9 protein-coding genes and 1 riboswitch are annotated in these 13,273 nt (G+C 72.2%); of the genes, 5 read left to right on the forward strand and 4 right to left on the reverse strand.

Annotation, left to right across the window (positions count from 1 at the left end; translation table 11 throughout):
- Positions 1 to 11 precede the first annotated feature (11 nt).
- The gene (locus tag ACFWVE_RS15710; RefSeq protein ID WP_384013619.1) at positions 12 to 644 is read left to right on the forward strand and encodes a DUF485 domain-containing protein; all 633 of its coding nucleotides are present in this window, start codon (positions 12 to 14) and stop codon (positions 642 to 644) included.
- Positions 641 to 2,233 carry a cation acetate symporter gene (locus ACFWVE_RS15715; protein ID WP_384013622.1) on the forward strand — a complete coding sequence of 531 codons (1,593 nt, stop codon included), beginning with the start codon at positions 641 to 643 and terminating at the stop codon, positions 2,231 to 2,233. Before ACFWVE_RS15710 ends, ACFWVE_RS15715 begins: the two co-directional genes overlap by 4 nt.
- 129 nt (positions 2,234 to 2,362) lie before the next feature.
- Here ACFWVE_RS15715 and ACFWVE_RS15720 read toward each other — a convergent pair whose 3' ends face one another.
- From ACFWVE_RS15720 to ACFWVE_RS15730, 3 genes are all read right to left on the reverse strand, one after another.
- Entirely contained in the window at positions 2,363 to 3,043 is a 681-nt protein-coding gene (locus ACFWVE_RS15720; protein ID WP_384013625.1) for a response regulator, read from the reverse strand.
- Complete coding sequence (locus tag ACFWVE_RS15725) at positions 3,040 to 4,749, reverse strand: ATP-binding protein (RefSeq protein ID WP_384013628.1); 1,710 nt, start codon at positions 4,747 to 4,749, stop codon at positions 3,040 to 3,042. Before ACFWVE_RS15725 ends, ACFWVE_RS15720 begins: the two co-directional genes overlap by 4 nt.
- 138 nt (positions 4,750 to 4,887) lie before the next feature.
- Positions 4,888 to 5,829 carry a sucrase ferredoxin gene (locus ACFWVE_RS15730; RefSeq protein WP_384013631.1) on the reverse strand — a complete coding sequence of 314 codons (942 nt, stop codon included), beginning with the start codon at positions 5,827 to 5,829 and terminating at the stop codon, positions 4,888 to 4,890.
- 258 nt (positions 5,830 to 6,087) lie between these two features.
- On the opposite strand from ACFWVE_RS15730, the gene ACFWVE_RS15735 reads away from it, so the two are divergent.
- Positions 6,088 to 7,200, forward strand: coding sequence for a CobW family GTP-binding protein (locus ACFWVE_RS15735; protein ID WP_384013633.1), 1,113 nt, complete (start codon positions 6,088 to 6,090; stop codon positions 7,198 to 7,200).
- Positions 7,201 to 7,215: 15 nt separating this feature from the next.
- Here ACFWVE_RS15735 and ACFWVE_RS15740 read toward each other — a convergent pair whose 3' ends face one another.
- Positions 7,216 to 9,672, reverse strand: coding sequence for a DNA topoisomerase (ATP-hydrolyzing) subunit A (locus ACFWVE_RS15740; RefSeq protein WP_384013636.1), 2,457 nt, complete (start codon positions 9,670 to 9,672; stop codon positions 7,216 to 7,218).
- A 411-nt stretch (positions 9,673 to 10,083) separates the two neighbouring features.
- Between ACFWVE_RS15740 and ACFWVE_RS15745 the strand changes: the two genes are divergently transcribed.
- Both ACFWVE_RS15745 and ACFWVE_RS15750 read left to right on the forward strand, forming a co-directional pair.
- Complete coding sequence (locus ACFWVE_RS15745; protein ID WP_384013639.1) at positions 10,084 to 11,478, forward strand: M16 family metallopeptidase; 1,395 nt, start codon at positions 10,084 to 10,086, stop codon at positions 11,476 to 11,478.
- Complete coding sequence (locus tag ACFWVE_RS15750; protein WP_384013641.1) at positions 11,475 to 12,863, forward strand: M16 family metallopeptidase; 1,389 nt, start codon at positions 11,475 to 11,477, stop codon at positions 12,861 to 12,863. Before ACFWVE_RS15745 ends, ACFWVE_RS15750 begins: the two co-directional genes overlap by 4 nt.
- Before the next feature lie 235 nt (positions 12,864 to 13,098).
- Positions 13,099 to 13,262, forward strand: a riboswitch (cyclic di-AMP (ydaO/yuaA leader).
- Positions 13,263 to 13,273: the final 11 nt, after the last annotated feature.

Here is a 13,273-nt window from a genome sequence, read left to right on the forward strand (position 1 = left end):
CATCCTTGGGCATGCGCCAAAGAAATGACCGCTCCCTGCCGGGCGGAGGCGGTCCCGAGAGACCCGCCGGACATGCCGAAAGACGCTCCGTGGCTCTCGGGGAACGCTCCACCGGGCAGTCCGGCGGCGGCCATGTCCCGCCCCACGGCGAACCGTCCGGCGACGTGAGCTACGACGACCCCTGGTACGACGCCCTCGCCTCGGGCTGGGGCGAGGGCGCCGGCACCGGAGCGCCCGCGGCGGTCCAGGCGCTGCCCGCGACGGCGCAGGCAGCGGTCGTACCGGACACGCGCGGGCGGGAAGGCGCCGTGGCGGCGGCCGACGTGTACCTCCAGGTCCAGCGCAGCGCCGCGTTCCAGGAAGTACGCAGCCGCTACCGGAGGTTCGTGGTCCCGGCCGTCATCGCCTTCTGCCTCTGGTACGTGGCGTACGTCGTGACCGCCACCACCGTGCCGGGGCTGATGGCCCGGCCGGTGGCCGGTGCCGTGAACGTGGGGATGCTCGCCGGGCTCGGCCAGTTCCTGACCACGTTCCTGCTCACCTGGGCCTACACGCGGCACGCGCGGCTGCGCAGGGATCGGGCCGCGCTGGAACTGCGCTGGGACACGCAGGAGTTGGCGCGCGGCCGGGGCGGTGCCTCATGACGGGTGATCACCAAACTCTGGCACTACTGCTGTTCAGCGCGTTCGTCGCGGTCACCCTGGGGATCACCACCTGGGTGAGCCGCAGGCGGCAGGGATCGGCAGAGGAGTTCTACGCCGGCGGCCGGCTCTTCTCGCCGATGGAGAATGGTTTTGCCATCGCGGGCGACTACATGTCCGCCGCCTCCTTCCTCGGCATCTCCGGACTGATCGCCCTCTTCGGCTACGACGGGATGCTGTACTCGGTGGGCTTCCTGGTGGCCTGGCTCGTGGTGCTGCTCCTGGTCGCGGAACTGGTGCGCAACTGCGGCCGGTTCACCCTCGCCGACGTGGTGGCGGCCCGGATGAGGGAACGGCCCGTGCGCATCGCCGCGGGAACGTCGTCGGTCACCGTGTCCGTTCTGTACCTGGTGGCGCAGATGGTGGGCGCGGGCAGCCTGGTCGCGCTGCTGCTCGGCGGCCGGAGCGAGGCGGCGCAGGCCTGGACCGTCGTCGGCGTCGGGGCGCTCATGGTGATCTACGTGTCGATGGGAGGGATGAGGGCCACCACCTGGATCCAGATCGTCAAGGCGGTCCTGCTGCTCGGCGGTACCATCGCGCTGACCGTCCTCGTTCTGCTGCGGTTCCACGGCGACTTCAACCGGGTGCTGCTCACGGCGGCCGAGCGCAGCGGTCACGGGGAGGCGTTCCTGGCTCCCGGGCTCGCCTACGGCGGGGACTGGACCTCCCGGTTCGACTTCATGAGCCTGGGACTCGCGCTGGTGCTGGGCACGGCCGGACTGCCGCACATCCTGTCCCGCTTCTACACCGTCCCGACCGCGCGGGCGGCCCGGCGCTCGGTCGTCTGGTCGATCGGGCTCATCGGCGGCTTCTACCTGATGACGATCGTGCTCGGCTTCGGTGCCGCCGCCATCATCGGACCGGATGCCGTGCGCGGGTCCAACGCGGCCGGGAACACGGCGGTTCCGCTGCTGGCGCTGGACCTCGGCGGCGGCGCCGGTTCCACCGGCGGAACGGTGCTGTTCGCGATCGTCGCCGCGGTCGCCTTCGCCACGATTCTCGCGGTCGTCGCCGGGATCACGCTCGCTTCCTCGGCGTCCGTCGCCCACGACCTGTACGCGTCCCTGCGGCGCCCCGGCGGAAAGCCGCGCAGCGAGGTGGCGGTGGCCCGGACCGCCGCGCTCGGCATCGGCGTGCTCGCGATCGCGCTCGGCCTGCTGGCCCGCGATCTCAACGTCGCCTTCCTCGTCGGGCTGGCCTTCGCCGTGGCCGCCTCCGCCAACCTGCCCGTGCTGCTCTACTCCCTGTTCTGGCGCGGGTTCACCACCAGGGGCGCCGTGTGGGCCGTCTACGGCGGGCTGATCCCGGCGATGCTGCTGGTCCTGCTGTCCCCGGTGGTCTCCGGCAGCCCGGAATCCCTGTTCCCCGGCGTCGACTTCCACCTCTTCCCGCTTCAGAACCCCGGCCTGGTCTCCATCCCACTCGGCTTCCTCGCCGGTTGGCTCGGCACGGTGGCCTCGGCCGAGACCCCGGACGAGGCCAAGCACGCGGAGGCCGAGGTGCGGTCGCTGACGGGTGCGGGGGCGGTGTGACGCGGGGCGGTGTGACGCGTGGCTGTGTGACGGTGGGCCGTGTGGTGCGGGGCCGACCCGCGAAGCGGGGTTGTGCGGTGCGGGCACGTGTGACGGGGCCTTGTGCGGTGCCGGGTCATGCGGCGACGCTCAGGTACGGGCCACCCACACGTAACGGTGTTCCGGGCGGCCCGCGTCGCCGTACTTGAGGGTCAGCGTGGCCCGGCCGGTCCGCTCCAGAAGCTTGAGATAGCGCTGGGCGGTCTGACGGCTCACCCCCGTGCGCTCGGCGATCTCCTGGGCCGACAGCGCGCCGTCGGCACTGATCAGGCACTGGCGCACCAGTTCCGCGGTGGTGAGGGAGTGCCCCTTGGGCAGGCTGGGTTCCGCCGACGCCGACAGGGCGCCGAAGATGCGGTCCACCTCGGCCTGTTCCGCCTCGCCGCCGCCGTCCAGAGTGCGACGCAGCCCCGCGTACGCCTCCAGCTTGGCACGCAGGCCCGCGAAGGCGAACGGCTTGACCAGGTACTGCAGCGCGCCCTGCCGCATGGCCGCCTGCACGGTGGACACGTCACGCGCCGCCGTCACCATGATCACGTCGGTCTGGTGTCCGTGCCTGCGCATCTCCTGGACGACCGCGAGCCCCGTCCGGTCGGGCAGATAGTGGTCCAGGAGCACCAGATCCAGCCGGGGCAGCGTCTCCAGCAGACCGAGCGCCTCGGCCGCGCTGTGTGCCTCGCCGGCGACGTGGAAGCCCGGCACCTTCTCGACATAGGCGGCGTTGACGCGCGCGACCCGGACGTCGTCGTCCACGACCAGGACCTCGATCATGACGGCTCCTCCTCGGTGATCTGCGGAACGGACGTGGAGACGCTCGCGGGGCCGGCCGCGGGGCCGGACGCCCCGGTGAGGGCGGGCTGCGGGCCCGGCTCGGTCAGCGCCTCGGGCAGGACGACGGTGAACTCCGCGCCCCCGCCCTGTGCCTCGCCCACGGTCGCGGTGCCGCCCTGGCGCTCGGCGAGCCTGCGGACGAGGGAGAGCCCGATGCCCCGCTCGCGGTGGCCCGGCGGCCTCTTGGTGGACCAGCCCTCGGTGAAGACCGACTCACGGTGCTCCGGAGGAATTCCAGGTCCCGTGTCGCGTACGCCGAGCACCGCCGTACGTCCCTCGGTGCGCAGTTCGACCTCCACGCGCGCGTGAGGTGAGCCCGCGACGGCGTCGAGCGCGTTGTCCACCAGGTTCCCGACGACCGTGACGAAGCCCCTGGGGTCGATCAGCCGGTCCGGCAGCAGTGCCCGGTCCGAGACCCGCAGGGCGACACCCCGCTCGGCCGCGACCGTCGCCTTGCCCACCAGCAGGGCGGCGAGCAGCGGGTCCCGGATCTTCTCGGTGATCTGCTCCGCCGTGGCCCGGTGATCGCCGACCACCTCGCCGACGAACTCCACGGCGTCGTCGTACATCTCGAGCTCCAGCAGCCCGAGAAGGGTGTGCATGCGGTTGGCGTGCTCGTGATCCTGGGCGCGCAGCGCGTCGATCAGCCCGCGCGTCGAGTCCAGTTCCCGGCCCAGCCGGTCCACCTCCGTGCGGTCGCGGAGGGTGGCCACGGCTCCGCCGTCGCCGGTCGGCATGCGGTTGGCGACCAGGACGCGCTGCCCGCGGACGGTGAGCAGGTCGGTGCCGGTCACCCGGCCGACCAGCACGTCGGCCGTCCGGCCCGCGCCGAGCGCCTCGTCGGGGGAGCGGCCCACAGCCTCGTCACCGAGGTCCAGCAGACGCCTGGCCTCGTCGTTCAGGAGGCGGACGCGGCCGGTGCGGTCGAGGGCGACGACGCCCTCCCGGATGCCGTGCAGCATGGCCTCGCGCTCCGCGAGCAGCGCAGCGATGTCGGAGAAGGCGAGGTCCCGGGTCTGCCGCTGCACCCGCCGGGAGATCAGCCAGGCCGCGAGCGCGCCCACGGCCAGCGCCCCGCCCGCGTACGCGAAGAGTCCCGGGATCGCGTGGATCAGCCGGGCCCGGACACTGTCGTAGGCGATGCCGACCGAGACCGCACCGATGATCTCGCCGTCGGTGTCGCGCAGCGGGACCTTGCCGCGTGCGGAGCGTCCCAGGGTGCCGTCGTCGATCTCCATGACCTCGTGCCCCGCCAGGGCCTCACCGGGGTCGGTCGAGACCGGGTCGCCGATTCTCCCGGGATCGGTGTGCGACCAGCGCACGCCCCGCCGGTCCAGCACCACCACGTACTCGGCCCCGGTGGCCTTCCGGATCCGTTCCGCTTCCCGCTGTACCGGCCCGTCCGGTGCCGGGGACGTGCCGCGCAGGTCGCGTGCGACCTGCGGCTGCTGGGCGGTGGTCTGGGCGATGGCGAGCGCGCGGCGCATCGCCTGGTCGTCCAGCTGCTCACTGAGCGGGGCGAGGAACAGCCCGGTCGCGAGCACCGCGACCCCCGCGGCGATCGCCAGCTGCATCAGCAGGACCTGCGAGAAGACCCGCCGAGGCAGGCCGAGGCGCAGGCGGCGGGCGAAGGGAGTGGTGCGCATACCCATGACGGTACGTGGACGGCCGCCGGAGGCCGCGGGGGTGTGGCGCGGATCGCCTCGCCCGCGCGGGCAGGAGCCGGTGTCCGCTCGCCCGCGCGGGCAGGAGCCGGTGTCCGCGGGGGGATCGCGTGCGGCGGTTCAGCCCGCGAGCGCCGCCATGGTCACCTCGCGGACCGTCACCACGTCCATCCGTGCGGGCGAGCCCAGTGCCGACCCGCAGCTCTCCGCGCGGGGCGGCAGGGACGAGCCCTGTGCCACCTCCACACGCCAGCGGCGCCCGTCGGTGTGCGCGACGAGCACCTCCCAGCGCGGGGCCGCGCCGTCCGTCCGTACGACGGTCAGCGACTCGGCGGCGTACTCGCCCGCCTCGGTACGCACGGCCAGCTCGGCCGCCTGGCCGGGGCGCCCCCAGGCGGAGCTCCCGCGGCATCCCTCCACGACGATCCGGCCTTTCTGCGCGCCGTGCAGCACCTCCTTGACGGCATGTGCCTCGGCCCTGCCGTACGCGTAGCCGTGGGGCAGCACGAGCACCGTGGGCGAGAAACGGTGTCCGCCCAGGTGGGTGACCTCCCAGACGCCCTCGACGCCGGAGGCCGCGAGCTCGGCCGCAAGGGGCCGGCCGAGGAGTGCGCAGCAGCGGTCGCGCCTGCCGTTGGTGCAGACGAGGGCGAGCGGGTCGCCCTCGTGCGGCCGCCCGCCGAGAGCCGTGGCGAAGGTACCGCTGTGCCCCCTGCCGAGGGCGGCGAAGTCCAGGTCGAGCAGGCGCTCCGGGGCCGTGGTCGTGGCGGTGTGCAGCCAGGTGCTGCCGGGCATGGTGTGGGCCACGTACACCTGACGGGCGGCGGCGGGCGTCCGGCGGTCCGCGTGCCGTCCGGGGCGCCTGATCAGGGCGATACGTACCCCGGTGCCCGACGCGGCGGCCTCCAGGGCGCGGCCCAGGGCCGGGTCGAGGTGGCTCGAGGTGAGCGCCTTGGGGCCCCACGGACCGGGCTGTTCCAGCAGAAGCCAGGTCCTCGCGGTGGCCGCGGTTCCCGCGACGGGCTCGTCGAGCTCGCGGGAGGCGGTTGAGCACGTACTCACAGAGGTGAGCCTAACCTGAGTTGCCCCAGAATGGCTCTCCGGCTCCAAGGTCCCTCGTTCCCGCAGTGGCCGAGGAGGCCTCCCTCGCTTCCCGTGCGACAGGGCACGAAACGGCTTGGACCGTTCTGTCGTCGCTCAAGGGCCTGCCATGGTCCGGCGCCGCGAGTCGGTCTGCCGCGCATATCCTGGCGAGCCAGTCACTTCCCCGACGTACGCCGAGGCGCGAGCCGGGGTACGTGTGGGCGTGGGAGGGGTCGCGTGGTGGAGCGCAGCAGTGATCGGCAGATTCCGGTCGTCGTCCTGGCCGGATTTCTCGGATCCGGGAAGACCACCCTGCTCAACCACCTCCTCCACCACAGCGGTGGCAGCCGTATCGGGGCCGTCGTCAACGACTTCGGCGCCATCGAGATCGACGCCATGGCCGTGGCCGGAGCGCTCGGCGACTCGACCGTCTCGCTCGGCAACGGGTGCCTGTGCTGTGCCGTCGACGGCAGTGAGCTGGACGTGTATCTCGAGCGGCTGGCGCGGCCGTCCGCCGGGATCGACGTCATCGTCATCGAGGCCAGCGGTCTCGCCGAGCCGCAGGAGCTCGTGCGGATGGTGCTCGCAAGCGAACATCCCCGGATCGTGTACGGCGGGCTCGTCGAGGTCGTGGACGCCGCCGAGTTCGAGGAGACGAGGACCCGGCATCCCGAGATCGACCGGCACCTCGGCCTCGCCGATCTGGTCGTCGTGAACAAACTCGACCGGGCGGTGGACGCGGACGGCGTGCTCGACGCCGTGCGGTCGCTCGTCGACCGCGCCGCCGTCGTTCCCGCCACGCACGGCCGCGTCGATCCGGAGTTCCTCTTCGACTGCCGGCCCGGTGAAGAGCGTGTCGGACAGCTCTCCTTCGACGACCTGCACCGGCACGGCCCCGACGCGGACGACGAGCACGCCGGGCATCTGCACGCCCGGTACGACAGCCTGTCCTTCGCCTCCGCGGCGTCCCCCGATCCGCGGCGGCTGATCCGGTTCCTCGACAGCCGCCCGGAAGGGCTCTACCGGATCAAGGGATACGTCGACTTCGGGCCGTACGACGCCGGGAACCGGTACGCCGTGCATGCCGTCGGGCGGTTCCTCCGGTTCTACCCGGAGCCCTGGCCGGCCGGTGCGGAGCGGCTCACGCAGCTGGTGCTCATCGGGACCGGTATCGACACCGCCGCCCTCCGCAAGGAGCTGGAGCAGGCCTGCGGCAGCGACGCCCTCGACGGCCCCGGTGCCCCACACGCCGACGAGCAGGGCATGTGGGGCGTGCTGCGGTACGTACGGGAGCCCGACGACCCGCAGAGCCAGGACGACCCGCAGGGCCGGCCGGTCCCGCGGGGTTAGACCGGTCCCGCGGGGTCAGACCGGTCCCGCCACCACCGCCACCGTCTTCGGCAGGGACTCTCCCGAGCCGTCGCGGCGCGGGTCGGGCTCCGGCAGGTCGACCGGTGTCCCGTTCCTCTGGGAGGCGCGGGCCGGGGTGGGGCCGGCCCAGGCCAGGGACAGGCAGTCCTCGCCCTTGAGGAACCGCTGGCAGCGCACACCGCCGGTGGCCCGGCCCTTGCGCGGGAACTGGTCGAACGGCGTCAGCTTGGCCGTCGTCTGGACGGAGTCGTCCAGCGTGCCGCGTGAGCCGGCGACCGTGAACACCACCGCGTCCACCCCCGGATCGACCGCCGTGAAGGTGATGACCTTCACTCCCTCGGCGAGCTTGATGCCTGCCATGCCGCCGGCGGGACGCCCCTGCGGACGGACCTGCGCGGCCTGGTAGCGCAGCAGTTGCGCGTCGTCGGTGATGAAGACCAGGTCCTCCTCACCCGTGCGCAGCTCGACGGCGCCGACGATCCGGTCGCCCTCCTTGAGGGTGATGACCTCCAGCTCCTCCTTGTTGGAGGGGTAGTCGGGCACCACCCGCTTGACGATGCCCTGCTCCGTGCCGAGCGCGAGGCCCGGCGACGACTCGTCGAGCGTCGTCAGGCAGATCACCCGCTCGTCGTCCTCCAGGGAGACGAACTCCGAAATCGGCGCCCCGCCCGAGAGGTTCGGGGTCGGCATCGACTCCGGCAGCTGCGGGAGGTCGACGACGTTCACCCGCAGCAGGCGCCCCGTGGAGGTGACCACGCCCACCTCGCCACGGGCGGTGGCCGGCACCGCCGAGACGATCATGTCGTGCTTGACCCGCTTGGCGTGCGCGCCCTTCGGGAACGGCTTCGCGTCCGCCGTACGGGCGAGCAGGCCCGTGTCGGACAGCAGTACCCGGCACGGGTCGTCCGCCACCTGAAGCGGCACGGCGGCGACCGGGGCGGCCGCCCCGTCCAGCAGGACCGTGCGACGGTCGTTGCCGAACTTCTTCGCCACCGCGGCCAGCTCGGACGAGACCAGCTTGCGCAGCTCCGCGTCCGACTCCAGGATGCGGGTCAGCTCCTCGATCTCCGTGTTCAGCCGCTCCTGCTCCGCCTCCAGTTCGATGCGGTCGAACCTGGTGAGGCGGCGCAGGGGGGTGTCCAGGATGTACTGGGTCTGGATCTCGCTCAGCGAGAACCGGTCCATCAGACGCTGCTTCGCCTGCGCGGAGTTGTCGCTGGAACGGATCAGGCGGATGACCTCGTCGATGTCCAGCAGCGCCGTGAGCAGGCCCTCGACCAGGTGCAGACGGTCGCGCCGCTTGCCGCGGCGGAACTCCGAGCGGCGGCGGACGACGGTGAAGCGGTGGTCGAGATAGACCTCCAGCAGCTCCTTGAGGCCCAGGGTGAGCGGCTGGCCGTCCACCAGGGCCACGTTGTTGATGCCGAAGGACTCCTCCATGGGCGTCAGCTTGTACAGCTGCTCCAGGACCGCCTCCGGCACGAAGCCGTTCTTGATCTCGACGACCAGGCGCAGGCCGTGGGCGCGGTCGGTGAGATCCTTGACGTCGGCGATGCCCAGGAGCTTCTTCGAACCGACCAGGTCCTTGATCTTGGCGATCACCTTCTCCGGGCCCACCGTGAACGGCAGCTCGGTGATGACCAGGCCCTTGCGGCGGGCCGTCACCTCCTCCACGGTGACCGTCGCGCGGATCTTGAAGGTGCCGCGGCCCTTCTCGTACGCGTCCCGGATGCCCGGGAGGCCGACGATCCTGCCGCCGGTGGGCAGGTCGGGGCCCGGGACGTGCTTCATCAGGGCGTCGAGGTCCGCGTTCGGATACCGGATCAGGTGGCGGGCGGCCGCGATCACCTCGCGGAGGTTGTGCGGCGGCATGTTGGTGGCCATACCGACCGCGATGCCCGACGCACCGTTCACCAGGAGGTTCGGGAACGCGGCGGGCAGGGTCGTCGGCTCCTGCTCCTGGCCGTCGTAGTTGGGCGCGAAGTCGACCGTGTCCTCGTCGATGGACTCGGTCATCAGGCTCGTGGCCTCGGTCATCCGGCTCTCGGTGTACCGCATGGCGGCCGGCGGGTCGTCATTGCCCAGGGAGCCGAAGTTGCCGTGGCCGTCGACCAGGGGGACCCGCATCGAGAAGGGCTGTGCCATGCGCACCAGGGCGTCGTAGATCGACGCGTCGCCATGGGGGTGCAGCTTGCCCATGACCTCGCCGACCACGCGCGCGCACTTCACATAGCCGCGGTCGGGGCGCAGGCCCATCTCGTTCATCTGGTAGACGATGCGGCGGTGCACCGGCTTCATGCCGTCGCGCGCGTCCGGTAGGGCGCGGGAGTAGATGACCGAGTACGCGTACTCGAGGAAGGAGCCCTGCATCTCGTCGACGACGTCGATGTCGAGGATCCGCTCCTCGTACGAGTCGTCGGGCGGCGGGGTCTTCGTGCTGCGGCGGGCCATCGCTGCCGGCTCCTTGCTGAAGCGTGGGACGGTATCTGACGCGGACCATTGTGGACCGCCGCACCGACAACCGGGACCATGACCCCGCCGCCGCCCTTCGCCGAGGACCGGGGGCGGGGTGCCGGCAGGGTACGCGGACTTCCCGCCGGCGCCGCGAGCGGGATGGCCGGGAAGAGCCGGCGCCGGGTGCACCACCCCGTGCGCCGCCCGTGATCCCGTACGTCCCACGAACCCCGTGCGTCCCACGAACCCCGTGCGTATCGCGTCGTCCCACCCGTACCCGCGGTTCTCGCTCTCGGCGTATCCGGTCCCCTCCGGGAACTTCACCGGCGCTCCGCACGCTTGCATACAGTGGCAGGACCGGCACAAACGGCGGATGCGACGACCGCCTCCGCGATCGAAGGGACGTACATGCCCATGGGTCACACGGCCACCGCCCAGGCAGGCTCCGGCGGCCTGACAGCGACCGAGCACCGGCTGTCCAACGGCCTGCGCGTGGTGCTCTCCGAGGACCACCTGACCCCCGTCGCGGCGGTGTGCCTCTGGTACGACGTCGGTTCGCGTCACGAAGTCAAGGGCCGTACCGGTCTGGCTCACCTTTTCGAGCACCTCATGTTCCAGGGCTCCGGGCAGGTGAAGGGCAACGGCCACTTCGAGCTGGTCCAGGGCGCCGGAGGCTCGCTCAACGGCACCACCAGCTTCGAGCGGACCAACTACTTCGAGACCATGCCGACCCACCAGCTGGAGCTCGCCCTCTGGCTCGAGGCCGACCGCATGGGCTCCCTGCTGGCCGCCCTGGACGAGGAGTCCATGGAGAACCAGCGGGACGTCGTCAAGAACGAGCGCCGCCAGCGCTACGACAACGTCCCCTACGGCACGGCCTTCGAGAAGCTGACCGCCCTCTCCTACCCGGCCGGCCACCCGTACCACCACACGCCCATCGGCTCGATGGCGGACCTGGACGCGGCCACCCTGGAGGACGCCCGCGCCTTCTTCCGCACGTACTACGCGCCGAACAACGCCGTGCTCTCCGTCGTCGGTGACATCGACCCGGAACAGACGCTCGCCTGGATCGAGAAGTACTTCGGCTCCATCGCCTCCCACGACGGCAAGCCCGAGCCCCGCGACGGCTCGCTGCCCGAGATCATCGGCGAGGAGCTGCGCGAGCTCGTCGAGGAGGAGGTCCCCGCGCGTGCGCTGATGGCCGCCTACCGGCTGCCCGAGGACGGCACCCGCGCGAGCGACGCCGCGGACCTGGCGCTCACGATCCTCGGCGGCGGCGAGTCCTCCAGGCTCTACAACCGGCTGGTACGACGGGACCGTACGGCGGTGGCAGCAGGGTTCGGTCTGCTGCGGCTGGCCGGGGCGCCCTCCCTGGGCTGGCTGGACGTGAAGACGTCCGGTGACGTGGAGGTGCCCGTCATCGAGGCCGCGATCGACGAGGAGCTCGCCCGGTTCGCCGAGGCGGGGCCCACGGCCGAGGAGATGGAGCGTGCCCAGGCCCAGCTGGAGCGCGAGTGGCTGGACCGGCTCAGCACCGTCGCCGGCCGGGCCGACGAACTGTGCCGGTACGCCGTCCTGTTCGGAGACCCGCAGCTCGCCCTCACCGCCGTCGGACGCATCCTCGACGTGACCGCCGAGGACGTCCGGGAGGTCGCCGAGGCCCGCCTGCGTCCCGACAACCGCGCGGTGCTCGTCTACGAGCCCGTCGCCCCCGAGGCCGGGGAGTCCGAAGAAGCCGCAGTCGCCGACATCGAAGAAGCCGCGGTCGTCGGCACCGACGAGAACGAGGAGACGGCGAAGTGACCGAGCTCGCCACGATGGACTTCCACCCCCAGCCGCAGGCGGGCGAGGCCCGGCCCTGGGCCTTCCCGGCCCCCGAGCGCACCACCCTCGGCAACGGTCTGACAGTGCTGCGCTGCCACCGCCCCGGCCAGCAGATCGTCGCTGTCGAGGTGCTCCTCGACGCGCCCCTGGAGGCCGAGCCGGCCGGTCTCGACGGTGTCGCCACCATCACCGCGCGGGCGTTCTCCGAGGGCACGGACAAGCACTCCGCCGAGGAGTTCGCCGCCGAACTGGAGCGCTGCGGCGCGACCCTGGACGCCTACGCCGACCACCCCGGCGTCCGCCTGAGCCTGGAGGTGCCGGCCTCCCGGCTCGCCAAGGGGCTCGGACTGCTCGCCGACGCCCTCAGGGCGCCCGCGTTCGCCGACAGCGAGATCGAGCGCCTCGTCCGCAACCGCCTCGACGAGATCCCGCACGAGCTGGCCAACCCGTCCCGCCGCGCCGCCAAGGAACTCTCCAAGGAGCTGTTCCCGGCGACGTCGCGCATGTCCCGCCCGCGCCAGGGCACCGAGGAGACGGTCGCCGGCATCGACTCGGCGGCCGTACGCGCCTTCTACGAGAATCACGTCCGCCCCGCGACGACCACCGCGGTGGTCGTCGGCGACCTCACCGGCACCGACCTGGACGAGCTGATCGGCGACACCCTCGGCGCCTGGACCGGATCGGCGGCCCGGCCGCGGCCCGTCGCGCCGGTCACCGCCGACGACACGGGCCGCGTCGTGATCGTGGACCGTCCCGGCGCCGTACAGACGCAGCTGCTCATCGGCCGCGTCGGCGGGGACCGGCACGACCGCGTGTGGGCCGCGCAGGTGCTCGGCACCTACTGCCTGGGCGGTACCCTCACCTCCCGCCTGGACCGCGTCCTGCGCGAGGAGAAGGGCTACACCTACGGCGTGCGGTCGTTCGGCCAGGTCCTCAGGTCCGCCCCGGACGGTACCGGCGCGTCGCTGCTCGCCATCAGCGGCTCCGTGGACACCCCGAACACCGGACCCGCCCTGCAGGACCTGTGGGCGGTGCTGCGCACCCTCGCCGCGGAAGGCCTCACCGACGCCGAACGCGATGTCGCCGTGCAGAACCTGGTGGGCGTGGCACCGCTCAAGTACGAGACCGCCGCGGCCGTCGCCGGCACTCTCGCCGACCAGGTGGAGCAGCACCTGCCCGACGACTACCAGGCCGAGCTGTACCGGCGGCTCGCCGCCACCGGCACCGTGGAGGCGACCGCGGCGGTGGTGAACGCCTTCCCGGTGGACCGCCTCGTGACCGTCCTGGTCGGCGACGCGGCGCAGATCAAGGAGCCCGTCGAGGCGCTCGGCATCGGCGAAGTCACGGTGGTGCCGGCCGAGTAGACGGCCCGCCGGCGCACTGCCGGCGGCCGTCCGACCGCACGCCGGACGCGCACGCGCGCGGGGCCCTGGTGACGAGAACGTCACCAGGGCCCCCTTATGCCCGAATTGGGGCAGGAGGTGCCTGTCTGCCCTGTGGGATGCGCTACAAAATCCGGGATCCGTTTGGGAATTGAAAGACGCCCCGCTTAGCGTCAGGCGGTCTGTTCGTCGGGCAGTGCGCCGCACCCGCGGCACCGGACAGTCATCGCCGAGTCCCCGTACGGCGTGAGCCGGGGGAGCCGGGGACCCATCAGCGTCCCTGGGGTGAATCGGACGCCCGCGCGTGCCGCGAGGGGGTCCGTAGGAGACCTTCCTGCTCCGAACCCGTCAGCTAACCCGGTAGGCGAGAAGGAAGGAAAGGACCACCCTGT

The organism is Streptomyces sp. NPDC058632 (genome assembly GCF_042717095.1).
Classification (GTDB): domain Bacteria; phylum Actinomycetota; class Actinomycetes; order Streptomycetales; family Streptomycetaceae; genus Streptomyces.

What these genes read in the sequence shown, in the direction of transcription:
- ACFWVE_RS15720 (WP_384013625.1), bottom strand. Translation starts at nt 3,043, where the DNA reads ATGATCGAGGTCCTGGTCGTGGACGACGACGTCCGGGTCGCGCGCGTC.
- ACFWVE_RS15745 (WP_384013639.1), top strand. Translation starts at nt 10,084, where the DNA reads ATGCCCATGGGTCACACGGCCACCGCCCAGGCAGGCTCCGGCGGCCTG.
- ACFWVE_RS15710 (WP_384013619.1), top strand. Translation starts at nt 12, where the DNA reads ATGCGCCAAAGAAATGACCGCTCCCTGCCGGGCGGAGGCGGTCCCGAG.
- ACFWVE_RS15725 (WP_384013628.1), bottom strand. Translation starts at nt 4,749, where the DNA reads ATGCGCACCACTCCCTTCGCCCGCCGCCTGCGCCTCGGCCTGCCTCGG.
- ACFWVE_RS15740 (WP_384013636.1), bottom strand. Translation starts at nt 9,672, where the DNA reads ATGGCCCGCCGCAGCACGAAGACCCCGCCGCCCGACGACTCGTACGAG.
- ACFWVE_RS15715 (WP_384013622.1), top strand. Translation starts at nt 641, where the DNA reads ATGACGGGTGATCACCAAACTCTGGCACTACTGCTGTTCAGCGCGTTC.